At 65.3% G+C, this 17332-nt stretch carries 17 protein-coding genes; 10 read left to right on the forward strand and 7 right to left on the reverse strand.

Features of this window, described 5'->3' with window-relative positions; translation table 11 throughout:
* The first annotated feature begins 9 nt into the window (after positions 1-9).
* Genes VNC39_RS02535 through VNC39_RS02560 form a run of 6 tightly spaced genes read left to right on the forward strand, consistent with a single transcriptional unit; the run spans position 10 to position 5540 of the window.
* On the forward strand, positions 10-2154 hold the full coding sequence (locus tag VNC39_RS02535) for a chemotaxis protein CheA (protein WP_325395873.1): 2145 nt from the start codon (positions 10-12) through the stop codon (positions 2152-2154).
* The gene (locus VNC39_RS02540; RefSeq protein ID WP_325395844.1) at positions 2147-2611 is read left to right on the forward strand and encodes a chemotaxis protein CheW; all 465 of its coding nucleotides are present in this window, start codon (positions 2147-2149) and stop codon (positions 2609-2611) included. The genes VNC39_RS02535 and VNC39_RS02540 overlap by 8 nt, the downstream gene beginning before the upstream one ends.
* On the forward strand, positions 2608-3504 hold the full coding sequence (locus VNC39_RS02545) for a CheR family methyltransferase (protein WP_325395846.1): 897 nt from the start codon (positions 2608-2610) through the stop codon (positions 3502-3504). The genes VNC39_RS02540 and VNC39_RS02545 overlap by 4 nt, the downstream gene beginning before the upstream one ends.
* Entirely contained in the window at positions 3501-4535 is a 1035-nt protein-coding gene (locus VNC39_RS02550) for a protein-glutamate methylesterase/protein-glutamine glutaminase (protein ID WP_325395848.1), read from the forward strand. Before VNC39_RS02545 ends, VNC39_RS02550 begins: the two co-directional genes overlap by 4 nt.
* A gap of 49 nt (positions 4536-4584) precedes the next feature.
* The gene (locus VNC39_RS02555; RefSeq protein ID WP_325395850.1) at positions 4585-5157 is read left to right on the forward strand and encodes a chemotaxis protein CheD; all 573 of its coding nucleotides are present in this window, start codon (positions 4585-4587) and stop codon (positions 5155-5157) included.
* Positions 5158-5204: 47 nt separating this feature from the next.
* The gene (locus VNC39_RS02560) at positions 5205-5540 is read left to right on the forward strand and encodes a hypothetical protein (RefSeq protein ID WP_325395852.1); all 336 of its coding nucleotides are present in this window, start codon (positions 5205-5207) and stop codon (positions 5538-5540) included.
* A gap of 153 nt (positions 5541-5693) precedes the next feature.
* Here VNC39_RS02560 and VNC39_RS02565 read toward each other — a convergent pair whose 3' ends face one another.
* The 4 genes from VNC39_RS02565 to VNC39_RS02580 form a co-directional block, all read right to left on the reverse strand.
* Positions 5694-6149: a 23S rRNA (pseudouridine(1915)-N(3))-methyltransferase RlmH gene (locus VNC39_RS02565; protein ID WP_325395854.1), complete on the reverse strand. Its 456-nt coding sequence runs from the start codon at positions 6147-6149 to the stop codon at positions 5694-5696.
* On the reverse strand, positions 6150-6596 hold the full coding sequence (gene rsfS / locus VNC39_RS02570; protein ID WP_325395875.1) for a ribosome silencing factor: 447 nt from the start codon (positions 6594-6596) through the stop codon (positions 6150-6152).
* Between the two features lie 95 nt (positions 6597-6691).
* A complete protein-coding gene (locus tag VNC39_RS02575; protein ID WP_325395856.1) occupies positions 6692-7306 on the reverse strand; it encodes a nicotinate-nucleotide adenylyltransferase in 615 nt (204 codons plus the stop codon).
* Between the two features lie 21 nt (positions 7307-7327).
* Positions 7328-8590 (reverse strand): glutamate-5-semialdehyde dehydrogenase, encoded by a 1263-nt coding sequence (locus VNC39_RS02580; protein WP_408840061.1) that lies wholly within the window; start codon positions 8588-8590, stop codon positions 7328-7330.
* 59 nt (positions 8591-8649) lie between these two features.
* Here VNC39_RS02580 and mutT point away from each other — a divergent pair, with 59 nt between their 5' ends.
* From mutT to fusA, 3 genes are all read left to right on the forward strand, one after another.
* The gene (gene mutT / locus VNC39_RS02585) at positions 8650-9651 is read left to right on the forward strand and encodes an 8-oxo-dGTP diphosphatase MutT (RefSeq protein ID WP_408840065.1); all 1002 of its coding nucleotides are present in this window, start codon (positions 8650-8652) and stop codon (positions 9649-9651) included.
* Positions 9648-10406, forward strand: coding sequence for a competence/damage-inducible protein A (locus tag VNC39_RS02590; RefSeq protein ID WP_325395861.1), 759 nt, complete (start codon positions 9648-9650; stop codon positions 10404-10406). Before mutT ends, VNC39_RS02590 begins: the two co-directional genes overlap by 4 nt.
* A gap of 206 nt (positions 10407-10612) precedes the next feature.
* On the forward strand, positions 10613-12694 hold the full coding sequence (fusA, locus tag VNC39_RS02595) for an elongation factor G (protein ID WP_325395863.1): 2082 nt from the start codon (positions 10613-10615) through the stop codon (positions 12692-12694).
* A 179-nt stretch (positions 12695-12873) separates the two neighbouring features.
* On the opposite strand, the gene VNC39_RS02600 is transcribed toward fusA, so the two are convergent.
* Together VNC39_RS02600 and VNC39_RS02605 are read right to left on the reverse strand one after the other, a co-directional pair.
* Complete coding sequence (locus VNC39_RS02600) at positions 12874-13542, reverse strand: DNA-3-methyladenine glycosylase family protein (RefSeq protein WP_325395865.1); 669 nt, start codon at positions 13540-13542, stop codon at positions 12874-12876.
* Complete coding sequence (locus VNC39_RS02605) at positions 13523-15241, reverse strand: DUF6600 domain-containing protein (protein WP_325395867.1); 1719 nt, start codon at positions 15239-15241, stop codon at positions 13523-13525. The genes VNC39_RS02600 and VNC39_RS02605 overlap by 20 nt, the downstream gene beginning before the upstream one ends.
* A 219-nt stretch (positions 15242-15460) precedes the next feature.
* Between VNC39_RS02605 and VNC39_RS02610 the strand changes: the two genes are divergently transcribed.
* The gene (locus tag VNC39_RS02610) at positions 15461-15667 is read left to right on the forward strand and encodes a hypothetical protein (protein ID WP_325395869.1); all 207 of its coding nucleotides are present in this window, start codon (positions 15461-15463) and stop codon (positions 15665-15667) included.
* 149 nt (positions 15668-15816) lie between these two features.
* Here the strand turns inward: VNC39_RS02610 and VNC39_RS02615 are convergent, their stop codons facing one another.
* The gene (locus VNC39_RS02615; RefSeq protein ID WP_325395871.1) at positions 15817-17217 is read right to left on the reverse strand and encodes a pyridoxal phosphate-dependent decarboxylase family protein; all 1401 of its coding nucleotides are present in this window, start codon (positions 17215-17217) and stop codon (positions 15817-15819) included.
* Between the last annotated feature and the right edge of the window lie 115 nt (positions 17218-17332).

Raw genomic sequence — 17332 nt, forward strand, 5'->3', positions numbered from 1 at the left:
TTGGATCCTATGGCCGCCATTCGGCAGACTTTCTTTCAGGAATGCGAGGAGCAGCTCGCGGAGCTGGAATCCGGTCTCTCCAGCATGGACGGCGGTGCGGCGGATTCCGAGACCGTTAACGCGGTCTTTCGCGCCGTCCACTCGATCAAGGGCAGTGCGGGCATTTTCGCGCTCGATGATCTGGTCAAATTCGCCCATGTGTTTGAAACCACGCTCGACGCGGTGCGCAGCGGCCGCCTGGCCGCGACGTCGGAGGTCATCAAGGTCCTGCTGCAGGCTTCCGATACGCTGAGCGACGTGGTGCGGGCAGCGCGGGGCGACGGTCCGGCCGACGAGGCCAAGACGCAGAAGGTGGTGGCCGAGCTGACCCGGCTGATCTCGCCGGGCGCCAGTGCGAGCGAGCCGGCGGCGGCCAAGCCGGCTGAAGCGAAGCCTGAACCCGCAATGCCGGCGGAAAAAATCTGGGTCATTTCGTTCAAGCCGCGCGCCGCTCTGTACGCCAACGCCAATGAAGCTCTGCCACTGCTGCGCGAGCTCGGCCGGCTCGGCCGGACCGAAGTGGTGCTCGACGATAGCGCGCTGCCGTCGCTTAACGAGCTTGACCCGGAGGGCGCTTATTTCACCTGGACGGTGACGCTGCACTCCGCCTGCGACGAACGCGCCATCCGTGACGTTTTCGAATTTGTCGAAGATGATTGCGTGCTGGAGATCTCGGACCAGACGGCCGACACCGCGGAGTTCGATCCGGCCGATTTGGGCGAAGGTTTTGAATTCGAGATTTATGCGCCGGGCGGCGAGGGCGTCGAATTCGAGATTTATGCCCCTTCGATCGACGAACCCGCGGTCATGCCGGCGGCGGTGGAACAGGCCGCGTCGGGACCGGTTGAGGCGATGGCGGCGAAGGCCGAGTCCGGCGCTCCGGTGGGGGCGACGATCCGCGTCGACCTCGATCGCGTCGACCGCCTGATCAACCTCGTCGGCGAACTGGTCATCAACGAGGCGATGCTCAGCCAGCGCGTTCTGGAGGCAGGCATCGCGCGCGCTTCCGCGGTGGTCGTGGCGCTGGAAGAGCTGGAGAATCTCACGCGCGAGATTCAGGATAGCGTGATGGCGATCCGCGCTCAGCCCGTGCGCTCCGTGTTCATGCGCATGCCGCGCCTGGTGCGCGAAGTGGCGGCGCAGACCGGCAAGCAGGTGCGTCTGCTCACCGAAGGCGAGGGCACCGAGGTCGACAAGACCGTGATCGAGCGGATCGCCGATCCGCTCACGCACATGATCCGCAACGCCATCGACCACGGGCTGGAATCGCCCGAAGACCGGGCTGCTGCGGGCAAGCCGCTCGAAGGCACCGTCAAGCTCACAGCGGTGCACCGCTCCGGCCGCATCGTGCTGGAAGTTGCCGACGATGGTGGCGGCATCAACCGGTCGCGCGTGAAGCAGAAAGCGATCGAGAAGGACCTGATCTCGCCGGACGCGCAGCTTACCGACAACGAGATCGACAATCTGATCTTTCTGCCGGGCTTTTCGACCGCGGCGACCATTTCCAACATTTCCGGCCGCGGCGTCGGCATGGACGTGGTGCGGCAATCCGTGCAGGCCCTGGGCGGCCGCATTTCCATCACCTCGGTGCCGGGCGTCGGCTCGACCTTCAGTTTGAGTCTACCGCTGACTCTGGCGGTGCTGGACGGCATGGTGGTGCGGGTCGGCAAGCATACGCTGATCGTGCCGCTTGGCGCCGTCATCGAAACCCTGAAGCCGAAGGCGGAGAATGTGCATGCGCTCGATGCGCAGCAGCGCGTGCTGTCGCTGCGCGGCGGCTATATTCCGCTGATCGATGTCGCCGGCGCGCTGGATTACAGCGACACGCCGATCGATCTTGCAAACGCCGTGGCGCTGCTGGTGGAGGGCGAGGGAGGACGGCGGGCCGTGCTCCTGGTCGACGCCATCGACGGTCAGCGCCAGGTGGTGATCAAGAGTCTCGAGGCCAACTACCGCGCCGTGCCCGGCATCGCCGCGGCGACCGTGATGGGCGACGGCCGCGTGGCGCTGATTCTTGATATCGACAACATTGTCTCCGTCTCGCGCGATGGCGGACGCCGGACGGATGGCGAAGCCAAGGAAATCTCTTTCAAAAGCGAGATGACTCATGTTTGATTCCCTGACCGGACATCAGGATGCCCGCGAGCTGATCGCGTTTCGCGTGGGGGTCCTGGAATGCTGCATCGACATCATGATGGTGCGGGAAATCCGCGGCTGGACGCCGACCACGGCGCTGCCGAAATCCCCGCCTTATGTGCGCGGCGTGATCAATTTGCGCGGCGCGGTGCTGCCGGTGGTCGACTTCGCCGTGCGCCTCGGCCTGCCGGAAACTGAAACGACCGAGCGCAACGTCATCATCGTCGTGCAAAGCGGCTCGCAGCAGATCGGCCTGCTCGTCGATGCGGTGTCAGACATCCTGACGATGACCGAGGCGGAGATTCACCCGACCCCGGACGTGTCCTCGCCGATGCTGAAAATGTTCGTCCGCGGCCTGCTATCCGTCGACAAGCGGATGATCAGCCTGATCTCGCTGGAGAACGTGCTGCCGGCGCTCGAACCCGAAGCCGCATGACCACCGGCACGACGGAGGCAGGCACGCCTTCCCCCGCCGGCGCCGTTGACGCCGGCGAATTTCCGTTGACGATTCGCGACTTCGAGCGCATCGCGGCCATTGTGCACGCCGAAGCCGGGATCTTGTTGCAGAGCAACAAGGTGAACTTGGTCTATTCCCGCCTGGCCAAGCGCCTGCGGATGCTCAAGCTGCGCAGCTTCAAGGAATATTGTGCGCTGGTCGCCGACCCGGAGGAGCATGAGGAACGCGGCGCGATGATTCGCGCCCTCACCACCAACGTCACGCGCTTTTTCCGCGAGCCGCACCATTTTGAGCATCTCAAGGCCAACCTGCTGCCTTCCTTGCGCGCCCAGGCCATGAAAGGCGGTCGCGTGCGTCTGTGGTCGGCCGGCTGCTCGAGCGGCCAGGAGCCGTATTCGATAGCGCTGACCCTGCTCTCGGCGTTTCCCGACGCCTGCTCCTACGACGTGAAAATTCTCGCCACCGACATCGATGAGAGCATGATCGAGAGGGGACAGGCCGGAATTTTCGACCGCAGCACTGTTGCCGACGTGCCGCCCGATATGCGGCAGCGCTGGTTCACGCCGCTGGAAAGGCAAGGCGGGGCGATGCAGGTGGGCGAGGAGCTGCGCACCCTGGTGACGTTCAAGAAGCTCAATTTGATCGGCGCCTGGCCGATGAAGACCAAGTTTGACGCGATTTTCTGCCGGAATGTCGTGATTTATTTCGATTCCGACACGCAGACCACCCTATGGTCGCGCATCGTGCCGCTGCTGGCGTCGGACGGGGCCTTGTATATCGGCCATTCCGAACGCGTTGCCGGCCCGGCCGAAAAACTGCTGGTCAGCGATGGCATCACAACTTACCGGCCGCAGGGGTGGAGACCGAATTGACCAGGCCTGTCCGGTTGCTGATCGTCGATGACTCGGAGACGATGTGCCGTTTCATTGCCAGCGTGGTGCAGACCGATCGGGATGTCGAGGTGGTCGGTATCGCGGGCGATCCGAACGAGGCGCGCCAGGCGATCAAACAGCTCAATCCCGATGTAATCACGCTCGATATTGAAATGCCGCACATGAACGGCCTCGAATTCCTCGAAAAGATCATGCGGCTGCGTCCCACGCCGGTGATCATGGTGTCGTCGTTGACGCAGGAAGGCGCCGAGGTTTCATTGCGCGCGTTGGAGATCGGCGCGGTCGATTGCGTGGCCAAGCCCAGCGTGGCCAACATGCACAGCCTGGATTCGCTCGCCGATCTGGTGAAAGCGGCGGCGAACGCACGGCATGTGATCCGCCGGAACACTCTGGCCGATAGCGGAGAGCCGGAAGAGTACGCCCCCGATGGCCGCATCATCGGCATCGGCGCGTCGACCGGCGGGGTCGAGGCGCTGATCCGGATCATTTCCGAATTCCCGAAGAACTGCCCGCCCACGGTCATCAGCCAGCACATGCCGGCAACCTTCACCAAGAGCTTCGCGCAGCGCCTGAACAAGTTGTCGCAGGCGGAGGTAACGGAAGCGGTCGACGGCGCGCCTTTGGTCTCGGGACATGTTTATCTCGCCCCGGGTAATCACCATCTCGAGGTCACGAAATCGGCAGTGCCGCGCTGCCGCCTCAGCGATGCGGACCGCGTGAACGGCCACCGGCCCTCGGTGGACGTGATGTTTAAATCGTTGGCGCACAATGCCGGTGAGCGGGCGATCGGCGTGATTCTCACCGGCATGGGCCGTGACGGGGCCGAGGGGCTGCTCGGCCTGCGGCGTACCGGGGCGATGACGCTGGGCCAGGATGAGAGCAGCTCGGTCGTCTATGGCATGCCCAAAGTGGCCTTCGAGATCGGCGCGGTGACGCGGCAATATCCGCTGGATCAGATCGCGATGCGGCTGCTGCAGATGTCGAACGCGAAACGCAAGGACCACGCCTGATGTCAGCCCCGAGGCCGGCCATGCCAGACAGATTGTTAGTTAAAATATCATGACGGTTTCGACGGATACGCAGGTATATCGCCGCATCAATATCGTGCAGGGCGAACAGCATGTGGACGACAACGCGGACGTGGTGCTGACGACGCTGTTAGGGTCATGCGTGGCGGCCTGCCTCTGGGATGCGGAGATGGGCGTCGGGGGGATGAACCATTTTCTCCTGCCCGGGGGCGGCGGCGAGCCGGAGGTGAGGGAGTCGTCCGGCGCGTCGATGCGCTATGGCGTGTATGCGATGGAATTGCTGGTCAACGGGCTGCTGCGCAAGGGCGCGCAGCGGAGCCGGCTGCAAGCGAAATTGTTCGGGGGGGCCTGCATGATGCAAGGGCTGACCGATATCGGAGAACTTAACGCGACGTTCGCCGAGCGTTTCCTGCGCGCGGAAAACATTCCGCTTGTGGGCGGCAGCCTGCGCGGCTCGCACGGCAGGCGCATCCAGTTCTGGCCGGCCACGGGCCGGGTGCGGCAGGCACTCTTAACGGGCCCGACAAAAGCGATTTTCCAGGAAGAGCGCAACGCTTCATTGCCGAAATCTTTGGGCGATGCGGGTGCGGTCGAATTGTTCTGACGGCGCAGATGAAAGTGGAAGCAATGACTCAAACCGGCCTGGGGGCTATGAGCCTGCAACTTGTGTTCTCGCGCCTCGGCGCGGAATGTGCGGACCTTGCCGAGCTGGCAGAACGGTTGCAATCGGTGCTGGCGCCGGCCTTGCTGCGCCTCGCCGATGATGCGGATTGCCATCGCAATGTGCAGAGCCTCGATTTGTTCGCGCAGCGGCTTGCCGGCGTAGCGACGATTCTCGATGCGCTGCACGGGCAGGTGCCCTCGGCCTGGCAAGCGGATGTCGAGGCGGCATTGCGTGACGTGACGCTCTCGGAGCTGGCGACGCGGTTGCGCGGTGAACCGGTCGAGGCCACACCTCATGAGGCGGGCGTGCTCGACTTGTTCTAGAAGATAAGGAAGAAAGCAGCCGCTTTTTTGAAAAAAAGCGGCGCAAAAAACTTTCTTCAAATTGGGCCTGTGGCGGTGAACACCGCACGGCCCAAAGTTAACAAAGTTTTTTTGCTTCTTTTTGTTCACAAAAAGAAGCGCTTGCTTTCTTGTTTAAGGCCGCCCGGCGCGGTGATACGGATGCCCGGCCAAAATCATCTGCGCGCGGTAGATCTGTTCGGCGAGCATCGGGCGGACCAGCATATGCGGCCAGGTGAGCCGGCCGAGCGATAATCTGGCATTCGCGCGGGCGATCACGGTGGCGTCGAACCCTTCCGCGCCACCGATCAGAAACGCCAGTTTCTTCCCGCTCTCGGTCCAGCGCGCCAGCAGCCGGGCCAGTTCCTCGCTATCGGGCGTCTGGCCGCCGGAATCAAGGGCAATCGCGAAATCCTGCGCGGCGAGGGCGCCGAGCAGGGACTCGGCTTCGCGCCGCTTGATTTCCGCCACGCTGCCCTGGCCGGGGGCGAACTCGACCAGGGTCAGGCTGGGCCTGATGCGTGCGGCGTAGCGGGAAAACAGTTCGGCCTCGGGGCCCGCTCCGGTCTTGCCGATGGCGAGCAGGCGCACCTAACTTTCTGGCCCGGCCTCGCCGGAACTGTCGGGTGTGGCTTCGTCCAGTTCGGCGCTCCACATTTTTTCCAGCCCGTACAATGTGCGGGCTTCCGGCTTGAACAAATGGACGATGATGTCGCCGGCATCGATCAGCACCCAGTCGGTGCCGGTCGCCCCTTCCATGAGGGCTTTCTTGAAGCCGGCCTCGACGAGTTTTTCGTTGAGATGCGTGGCCATGGCGGCGATCTGCCGGTCGGCGAGACCGGTTGCCACCACCATGCGGTCAGCGAAGCTGGCGCGGCCGGCGAGGTCGATGGCGACGATGTCTTCGGCCTTGTCGTCCTCGAGGCTGGCGCAGATGACCTGCTGCATGCGGTCCAGCTCGGGCAAAGCCAGCTTCGGCGCCGCCTTTTTGCGGCGGGGACCGGCGATCGTGGCTTTCTTGCGCGGCGTGCCGGGCATCGCCGGCAGCGATTCGGCGGGAGCGGCTTTGGCCACGCGTTTGCGCGGGGCGGCGGTGCCGCGCGGGGCCGGCGGCTTACGGGTCGGTGGGCGGGTTATGACGAAACTCCTTTGAACGTCCGGCGCAAGGCGGTGGCGGAGGCCGAATTCTCCTTCACCGGGAGGAGAATCCAGCAGGGCGCCGCCGCCAGGGGCAGACATAGCCCAGAGCGCGCGGGAAGGCGATGTTTTCGAAAGCGCGAGGCCGCCCGGCCGGCCAGGGCCGGGCGCGTGGCGCCCGGGCGCGGCAGCACCAGCATCGGCATGGCGTGCATGATCCGCAGCCAGTTGCCCCAGCGCGGCAGCTGCCGCAAATTGTCGGCCCCCATCAGCCAGACGAATTTTTGCGCCGGAAAACGCTGTGTCAGCGCGCGCATCGTGTCCCAGGTGTAGCGGGTGCCCAGGCGCTGTTCGATATCGGTGGCGATGATGCGCCGCCCGTCGGCGATTTTTTGCGCCGAGGCCAGGCGCTGCGCGAAGGGCGCCATGCCGTTGGCGGATTTCAGCGGATTGCCGGGGGAAACCATCAGCCAGAGCTGGTCGAGGCGCAGATGCGTCATCGCCTGGCGGGCGACATGCAGATGCCCTTCATGCGCCGGGTTGAACGAGCCGCCGAGCAGCCCCACCCGCAAACGGTAACGGTGCCCGTAGCGGGGAATGGAAAAACTCACGGGATCAGACCGCGCCGAAGTTCAGGGCCGGACCTGGCCCGTGCCGAGGACGAGGTAGCGGAAAGTGGTGAGCTGCTCCGGCCCGATCGGCCCGCGCGCATGGATGCGGCCGGTGGCGATGCCGATTTCCGCGCCGAACCCGAATTCGCCGCCGTCGCAGAACTGCGTGGAGGCGTTCCAGATCCCCACCGCGCTGCTGAGACGGCGCAGGAAATCGTGCGCGACCGCTTCGTCCTGGGTGATGATGGCGTCGGTGTGCTCGCTGCCATGCGCGGCGATATGGGCAAGCGCTTGGTCCGGCCCGTCGACGATGGCGATGTTCAGCACCGCATCCAGCCACTCGGTGTCGAAATCCGTGGGTCCTGCCGCCGGCAAGGTGGGGAGGATGGCGCGGGCTTGGGCGTCGGCGCGGAAGGCGCACCCCAGGGCGGCGAGGTCGGACACCAGCTGGGGCAGCAGCGCGGCGGCGATGGCGCGGTCGAGCAGCAGCGTCTCGGTCGCACCGCAAACGCCGGTGCGGCGCATTTTCGCGTTGGCGAGGATGTTCCGCGCCATGGCGATATCAGCGGCTTCATGGATGTAGGTGTGGTTCAGCCCTTCCGCATGGGAGAGCACCGGCACCCGCGCTTCGCGCTGCACGCGTTCCACCAGAGCTTTGCCGCCGCGCGGAATCAGCAGGTCGATCAGCCCGCTGGCCGCGAGCATGGCCGCCACGAAGCCGCGGTCGGTGGTGGGTGCCACCTGCGCCACATCTTCCGGCAGGCCTGCCATGCGCAAGCCCACGGCGACCGCCTGATGAATGGCGGCGGCGGAGTGAAAGCTTTCCGAGCCGCCCCGGAGCAGAATCGCATTGCCGGATTTGATGGCGATGGCAGCGGCGTCGGCGCCGACATTGGGCCGGCTCTCATAGATCATCCCGAGCACGCCGAGCGGCTGGGGCACGCGGCGGATCACCAGCCCGTTCGGCCGGGTCCATTCCGCGAGGGTCCGGCCGAGCGGGTCCGGCAGGTCCGCAACCTCTTCCAGCCCCCGCGCCATGGCTTCCACGCGCGCCTCGTTGAGCATCAGCCGGTCGGCGAAGGCGGCGGTGCCGGAAAATGCTGCGAGATCCCGCGCGTTTTCCGCAAGGATTTTCGGCGCTGCGGCGCGCAGGGCGGCGGCGGCGGCGCGCAAGGCGGCGTCGCGCGTTGCGGCATCTGCCTGGGCCAGCACGGCGGCGGCGGCGCGCGCCTTGGCCCCGGTTTCGGCCATGCGTTGCGCGTAAACATCAGGTTCAGCATTCATGGCGGGCATGGTTGCCTAGTCCTGGCGGGAAGATCAACTGCACGCTATCTCTGTGGCACATGCCAGACCATCTCGATTCGCTTGTGCGGGACCGGACGGCGCCGGCCGGGCCCCAGTTGCATACCACGCGCCTGCTGTTGCGTCCCCTGGAGCCGGGTGACGCGCCGGCTTTTCACCGTTTGATCAATGATTGGGATATTTGCCGCAAGCTGCCGGAAGCCCCGTTCCCCTATCCGGCCGAGCTGGCGGCGCAGTGGATTGCCGCCGCCAGCGCTGACCGTGCCGGTGGCGTCGCCGAGCAGTTCGCGGTGGTCGATCGCGAGAGCGGCGCGCTGCTGGGCTCGGCGGGGCTGCGCCTGTCGCGCGACCGCCAGAGCGCCGATCTCGGCTACTGGCTGGGCCGTGCCTTCTGGGGGCAGGGGCTTGGCGTGGAGGTGGCGCGGCGGCTGACCGAATGGGCTTTTGCCGCTCTGCCGATCGCGCGCGTCACGGCAACGACGGCGGCGGATAACGACGCCTCGGCCGCGGTGTTGCAACGCCTGGGGTTCGGGCTCACGGGCAAGGGGGCGCAGGTCTTCCAATGCCGGCCGGGGCAGAAATTGCCGGTGCACCATTACGCGATCGAGCGCGAGGTGCCGATGGCCACCGCGGCGGCGCCGCCTTCCGCGGTGCTTCTCGTGGTGGCTGTGGCGCTGATCGACAAGGAAGGAAAAATCCTGCTGGCGCGTCGCCCCGAAGGCAAGAAAATGGCCGGCATGTGGGAGTTTCCCGGCGGCAAGGTGGACGCGGGGGAGATTCCGGAGGCCGCCCTGGTTCGCGAGCTGCGCGAGGAGCTTGGCATCGAGGTGTCGGCCAACGACCTCGCGCCGTTCGTGTTTGCTTCCCACCCTTATGACAATTTCCATCTGCTGATGCCGGTGTTTCTGTGCCGGCGCTGGCAAGGGAAGCCGGCGCCGAAAGAAGGTCAGGCTCTGGCCTGGGTGGCGCCGGACCGGCTGGTGGAATATCCGATGCCGCCGGCCGACCGGCCCCTGATACCGATGCTGAGGGATTTTTTATGACCAATCCGACCGCTGCGATTCTGATCATAGGCAACGAGATCCTGTCTGGCCGCACCCAGGACATCAATGTGCAGTTCATCGCCAGGCGCCTGGCCGCGCGGGGGATTCGGCTCTCCGAGGTGCGGGTGGTGCCGGACGTGGCGGCGCGGATCATCGGTGCGGTCAATGAGCTGCGCGCCGCCTGTGACATGCTGTTCACCACCGGCGGCATCGGCCCCACGCATGATGACATCACCAGCGAATGCATCGCCGCCGCTGTCGGCGTGCCCTGGGAAGTCCATGATGAGACAGACCGGATCCTGCACGCGGCCATGGGCGAACGCTACAACGCGGCGCGGCGGCGCATGGCGACGCTGCCCCGCGGCGCCGTGCCGATCACCAGCGAGGCGTCGCTGGCGCCGGGCTTCTCCATCGGCAATGTGCATGTGATGGCCGGGGTGCCGCGCATCATGCAGGCGCAGTTCTCCGCCCTGGAACCTTCATTGCCGGAGGGAACGCCGATCGCGATGCGCGCGGTGCACGGCATGGGGCTGCTGGAAGGCAGCATCGCCGCCGATTTGGCGGCGATCCAGGAGCGCTTCGCCGGCATCGATCTCGGCAGCTATCCGTTCCGCCGCGGCGAGCTCGGCGGGGTCGCCATCGTTGCCAAGGGCACGGATGTGGCGGCGCTGGAAGCGGCGATCGAAGCGGCGACCGGCATGATCGCCGGGCATGGGGCGGTGCCGGTGCAGGGCGAGCCACCGCCGGCGGCGTGATCCGCTTCTTGGCACCGCGCGGCCGCAGCGGGGCTTTTTCTCGCGGAAAAATGCGCTTATCTTGGTGCCAAGGCGGTGCGGGCACGACAGTTCAGGGCGAACGGGGTTGCCAAAACCCCCGCGCTGCCGCAAAAGCCGCGCCACGCATGCTGCTTATCAGTGGCGGCGACCCCTTTGTATTTTTTTAGTCGCCCGTGGAGGCTCTTATGGCTGATTTCGACCTAGGCAAGATCCGCAATATCGGGATCACCGCGCATATCGACGCGGGCAAGACCACCACCACCGAGCGAATCCTGTACTACACCGGCGTGTCGCACAAGATCGGCGAGGTGCATGACGGCAATACCACGACCGACTACATGGATCAGGAGCGTGAGCGCGGCATCACCATCACCTCCGCGGCCGTGACCTGCGAGTGGAAAGACCATCGCATCAACATCATCGACACGCCCGGCCACATCGACTTCAATATTGAAGTTAATCGGTCCCTCCGCGTGTTGGACGGCGCGATCTTCATCATCGAGGGCGTGGCCGGCGTGCAGCCGCAGTCCGAGACCAACTGGCGCCTGGCCGACCGCTACAATGTGCCGCGCATCATTTTCATCAACAAGCTGGACCGCACCGGCGCCGATTTCTTCCGCGCCTTCGCCACGCTGAAGGAGAAGCTGGACATCGTCGCGCTGCCGCTGCAGCTGCCGATCGGCATCGAGGACAATTTCCAGGGCGTGATCGACCTGATCGAGATGAAGGCGATCGTCTGGGAAGGCGGCGAGCTGGGCGCGAAGTTCCATGACGAGCCGATTCCTGAAGACCTCAAGGAGCAGGCCGCGGAATACCGCCAGCTGCTGCTCGACACCGCGCTCGCGGTCGACGATGCCGGCATGGAGGAATATTTCGAGAAGGGCGACGTTTCGGTCGAGACGCTGAAGCGCGCGATCAAGACCGGCACCATCAGCGGCGCCTTCCGCCCGGTGCTGTGCGGCACCGCCTTCAAGAACAAGGGCGTGCAGCCGTTGCTCGACTCCGTGCTCGATTTCCTGCCGTCGCCGGTCGACGTCGCGGGCATCAAGGTCGCCCCGCCGGAAGGCGAGGAGGAAGACCCCAATGCCCGCCGCATCAAGGCCGACGTGAACGCGCCGTTCGCCGGCCTGGCATTCAAGATCATCAACGACAAATACGGCACGCTGACCTTCGTGCGCGTCTACTCCGGCATGCTGAGATCCGGCGACACGGTGCTGAACACCACCAAGGGCCATAAGGAGCGTGTCGGCCGCATGTTCCAGATGCACGCCGACAAGCGCGCCGAGATCAAGGAAGTGCATGCCGGCGATATCGCGGCGTTCGTGGGGCTGAAGGATTCCGGCACCGGCGACACGCTGGCCGCCTCGGAAGACCCGGTGGTGCTGGAGCGCATGGCGTTCCCGGTCCCCGTGATCGACATTTCCGTCGAGCCGAAGACCAAGGAAGGCATCGAGAAGATGACGCTCGGCCTGCAGAAGCTGGCGGGCGAAGACCCCAGCCTGCGTCTGAAGACCGACCAGGAAACCGGCCAGACCATCCTCTCCGGCATGGGCGAGCTGCACCTGGAAATCATCATCGACCGCCTGCGCCGCGAATATAACGTGGACGCCAATATCGGCGCGCCGCAGGTGGCGTATCGCGAGACCATCAGCAAGGCGCATACCGAAACCTATACCCACAAGAAGCAGTCGGGCGGTTCGGGGCAGTACGCCGAGGTGAAGATCGTGTTCGAGCCGCTGGAGCGCAACCAGGGCATCGAATTCGAGAACAAGATCGTCGGCGGTTCGGTGCCGAAGGAATATATCCCGGCGGTGGAAAAGGGCATTCGCAACCAGGCCGATACCGGCGTGCTGGCGGGCTTCCCGACCGTGGACTTCCGCTACTCGCTGGTCGACGGCAAGTATCACGACGTGGACTCGAGCTCGCTGGCGTTCGAAATCGCCGCCAAGGCCTGCTTCCGCGAAGGCATGAAGAAGGCCGGCCCGGTCATCCTCGAGCCGATCATGGACGTGGAAGTCACCACCCCGCAGGACCACGTGGGTGACGTGGTGGGCGACCTGAACCGTCGCCGCGGCATGATCCAGAACCAGGAAAGCTCGGGCTCGACCGTGATCGTGCGCGCCCATGTGCCGCTGAAGGAAATGTTCGGCTACATCTCGCATCTGCGCTCGATGACCAAGGGCCGCGCTTCCTTCACCATGCAGTTCCACCACTACGATCCGGTGCCGCGCAACGTCGCCGACGAGATCATGGCGAAGTCTGCCTGACGTTAGGGAGGCCAGGGGCTTTGCCCCTGGACCCCACCGGGGCCGAAAGGCCCCGGACCCCATGAATAAAAACGGCGCCTCTGGGCGCCGTTTTTATTTACCCGCGCTGTTTCAGCGCCGCCGGCCCAGCATAAAAAAGTTTTTGCGCCGCTTTTTACAAAAAGCGGCCGCTTTCTTACTTATTTCCCGAACACATACCCGGCCTTGGCAAGGTTCGCGGCCTTCCACAGATAGTGCGCCACGGTGGACCGGTAGGGCGCGAAGGCCTGGCCGATCGTCATGAAGGCCTTCGGCTTTGGCTGCGCCGCCAGGCCGTGTACGAGGCGATAGCCTTCGCGCACGCCGAAATCGTCCACCGGCAACACGTCGGGACGGCGCAACGTGAAAATCAGCAGCATTTCCACCGTCCACTGGCCGACGCCACGGATGGTGACGAGACGGCGGATCAGTTCCTCGTCGCTCAGGCGCATGGCGCGGGCGCGGTTGGGGATCAGCCCTTCCGCGGCTTTGGCCGCGACGTCGCGCATCGCGGCGATTTTCGCGCCGGAAAAACCGCAGCCCCGCAACGCATCATCCGGCAAGGAGAGCAGTGCGGCCGGGGCTGGAAGGACATCGCCGGAAAGAGACTTGAGGCGCCCGAGGATCGCCAGCGCGGCGCGGGCGTGCAGTTGCTGATGCGCCACGGCGCTGAGCAACGCGTGGTAGGGCTCCAAGAATTCCGGTTTGGCCCGCGTGAGCGGGCCGGCCGTGGCGATGAAGGTGCCGAGTACGGGATCGGCGGCGGCGATGTGGGCAAGGGCCTGCGCCCTGGTGGGGCGGCCGGACCGGTCAGGGATGATTGCGGTCATGGCCGTTCTGAGGTTGAGGGTGAGGCGGCGCGGCGTGCGGCTGCGGGGCCGGCGGGTGGTAGGCCGGCATCGACGGCCGGAATTGCGGCTCCGGCGGATGATAGGCCGGCATCGGCGGGTGGAATTGCGGGGCCGGCGGGTGGTAGGCCGGCATCGGCGGATGGAAATTGCCGGCGGGTAGCCGCGGCGGGGGTGCCTCGTGAGGCTGGTAAACAGGCGGCATGGGTCGAGGGAAATTCGCGCCGGGCGGCCGTGGCGGCAAGGCTTCGCGGGGCTGGGTGAGCGTGCCCGGATGGAAAGGCTGAACGGCGGTATGCGGGACGATGGGCGGCACCCCATGCGGCGTCGCGAAGCCGCTCGGGTGCGGCGCCGCGGCGGGTCGGTGCGTAATGTCCGGGCGCAGCGCCGGCGCGAAATTGTCGAACTGATGCGCCTGGCTGAACTGGCCCGGCGTCACCGGGCGGCCGAAAGATGCCGCCGAAGAGCCGTGCGCCATTGCCGAAGCGGGCATATAGGTGGCGACCCGGCGGTTGACGAATTCACCCGGAGCGGGTGGCCGATGCGCGGCGGGATCGAAATGGCGCACATCGCCCTGGTTGATCCGCCGCAGATAGGCCGGATTGGCGTGGTAGGCCGGATAATAAGGTTCGCCGGGCGCCAGCGGCACCCAGCCGACCGACTGCGAGGCCAGCAGCGACGCGGTGAACGCGGCGCCAGCCGCGAGGCCGAAAAACCCGACCACGGCCGGGGCATAGACCGGTTGATCACCCGGCCCGTAGGCATAACCCGGCCCATAGGCTCCGGCCGGCACCCAGCCCCAGCGCCCGCCATCATCGATCCAGCGGCCGTAATGGAACGGGGCGAAGCCCCAAGGCTCGAAATCCACCCAGGTCCAGCCCCAGGGCGCGACATAGGCCCAATGGCCATCCCGGAAGGGCGCCCAGCCGGTAGGGACATAGGGGTACCAGACTGCCCCGTAACCCGGACTCATGCTCCAGCTGCCATAGGCGGAAAGCTCGTCCACGCCGCTCATCTGCTGCACCACGGGCGGGGCATAAGGCGGCGGCGGGGGCATGGTCGCCGCGAGCACGTAATCCTCGAGGGCGTCGCGCTGCAGCGGTTCGAGCTGCGCCGTGGTCTGGTCGGTGCCGGAGAGCACGCCCTCCTGGCCGGCCGGGATCCCCAGCGCCCCGATGCTGGCTGCGCCTGCCAGCACCGAGACAATGGTGGGGGTCGCCGCGTCCCCGGCGACGATGTCGTAGGCGCCGGCTTGCGTCATCGTCACCGTGCCGCGCGGCGTGTCGATCGTAACGCTCTGGCCGGGCGGCATGTCCGTCAGGCTGAGGAACAGTTCGCCCTGGCTTTCCCGCGCGGCGAAATGCGTGTCATCGAGCGCGTTGATCTGCAATTCGGTGTTGGCGCCGAGGGTCAGGCGGCTGGCATTCAGCACGATCGCGGCTTCCGCGCCGGCCTGCGTGAACAACGTGTCGCCGCTGGTGACCGGATAGTTCGGCGTGGCGGCGATCCACTGGCCGCCGGAGCCGGCGCCATTATACGACACGTTGCCTGAGAGCGAGGTGAGCTGGCCGACCCGGGACGGGATCGCTTCATTCTGGGCTTGCGCGGTGGCGGGGAGAAGCAGAGCGAGGCAGCTGGTTGCCAGGAGGCAGCGGCGCATCTTCTTGTGGGAGGCGAGCAAAGACAGACTCCTTCAACGCGGTATCGAGAAGGCCCAAATCGAGCCTCGGCAGCCGTATATAGACCGGAAATATGGCGAATTCAGCGCGGCGATTCCACATCTCCAACGGGTTGCACTGTTTTACAATCGTGCCGCTTTGGTGTCGCAAACATGCCGCAAATGCCGGGCAGGTTACGATCAGCCGAAGCTTTCGGCGCGTTGAGTTAAGGAGTGAGTGACATGGCTGTTCCCGGTTTGAAACGTTCCAAACGCACGCTCGGCCTGATCGCGGCGCTCAGCCTGGCCGGGCTGTCGCTGGCGGGCTGCGTGTATTACCCGTCCGGTTACGGCTACGCGCCGGGTTATTATGCGCCCGCCTATGCCGCGCCCGCGCCGGTTTATGGCAGCGTGTGGATCGGCGGCGGCGGGCATGGGCATTGGCATTGAGAAAGGAAGAAAAAAGTAAGCGCTACTTTTTGTGAACAAAAAGTAGCAAAAAAACTTTGTTAAACTGGGCCCGCGGCGTTTCAGCGCCACGGGCCCAGTTTAAAGAAAATTTTTGCGCCGCTTTTTTTAAAAAGCGGCTTCTTTCTTACCTAAATCCTACGCAAAATCTCCGCGACCAGCGCGTCGACATCCGTCTCATCGGTGCGGTGATTGACGATGGCGGCGCGGATCGCGCGGCGGCCGCCGATGGTTGTGGTCGAGGGGGCGAACAGCCCTTCTTCCTGCAAATCGGCCACCAGCGCGTCGGTCTGCTCGTTGGTGAAACCGTCGATGCCGAAACACACGATGTTGAGTTTGACCGGGGCCATCAACGTGAGCCGATTGCTGGCGTTGACACTGGCGGCGAGGCGCTGGGCCAGGGCGCAGCTGGTTTCCACCACGCCGCCAAGCTGCGCGCTGCCATAGGCGGACAGCGTCATCCAGATTTTCAGCGCCCGGAAGCCGCGCGAGAGGTCGGGGCCGAGATCACACGGCCAGGGCTGGCCGCCGGCGAGGCCGCGCGTGGCGGCGGCCAGATAGTTGGTGGCTTGCGCGAAGGTCGCGAATTCGAGATCGCGGTCGCGCACCAGCAGGCAGCCGGCATCGTAAGTGACCTGCGCCCATTTATGGAAATCGAAAGCGACCGAATCGGAACGCTCGATGCCGGCGAGATTAGGCGCCAGCGCCGGTGCCAGCGCGGCCAGAGCGCCAAACGCGGCGTCAACATGGAACCACATGTCTTCCACCGCCGCGATGTCGGCCAGCGCCGCGAGATCGTCGAACGCGCCGACATCCACGCTGCCTGCGGTGCCGACCAGCAGGAAGGGTGTGAAGCCCGCTTGCTTGTCGGCGGCGATGGAGGCGCGAAGTGCGGCAAGATCCATGCGGAATTCGCCGTCCAGAGGGATTTGGCGCAGCGCGGTCGAGCCGAGGCCGGCCATGTCCAGCGCGCCGGGCACGCAGCGATGCACGCCGGCGCTCGCATAGGCGGTCAGCTTCTTGCCCTGGATGCCGTCGGTGCGGCCGGCATTGCCCAGCGCCTTGTAGCGGGCGCACAGCACGGCGCAGAAATTCGCCATCGAGGAGCCGGTGAGCAGCACCCCGCCGGTGGTCGCCGGCATGCCGAGCATCTCCGCCGCCCAGGCGATCACCTGGCGCTCCACCGCGATGCCGACATGGTCGCGCCCGCCGCAATTGGCGTTCATCGCCCCGGTGAGAAGCTCAGCCAGCATCGACACCGGATTGCCGCCGCCATGCACCCAGCCCATGAAGCGCGGGTGCGTGTTGCCGGTGACATAAGGCTGAATGGTTTCACGAAAATTTTCGTACAAAGCTTCGGGCGCGGTCGGCGCGGCCGGCAGCGGCGCCTGAAAGCCGGCACGTATTGTTTCCGGCATTTTCCGCCAGACCGGGCCAGCGGCGATGTTGGCGAGATGGTCGATCATGTCGTCCATCATGCGGTGCCCGAGGGCGCGAAGTTCGGACCAGTCCTGGGGGTCTAACGTGCTCATGCGGCGTTTATAGAGGCTCGCCGGAGGGGCGCAAAAGACGCGCAGGAGGAAGAAAGGAAGCGCTACTTTTTGTGAACAAAAAGTAGCAAAAAAACTTTGTTATGCTGGGCCATGG

Origin of the sequence: Acidocella sp. (assembly GCF_035535915.1) — a bacterium.
Classification (GTDB): domain Bacteria; phylum Pseudomonadota; class Alphaproteobacteria; order Acetobacterales; family Acetobacteraceae; genus Acidocella.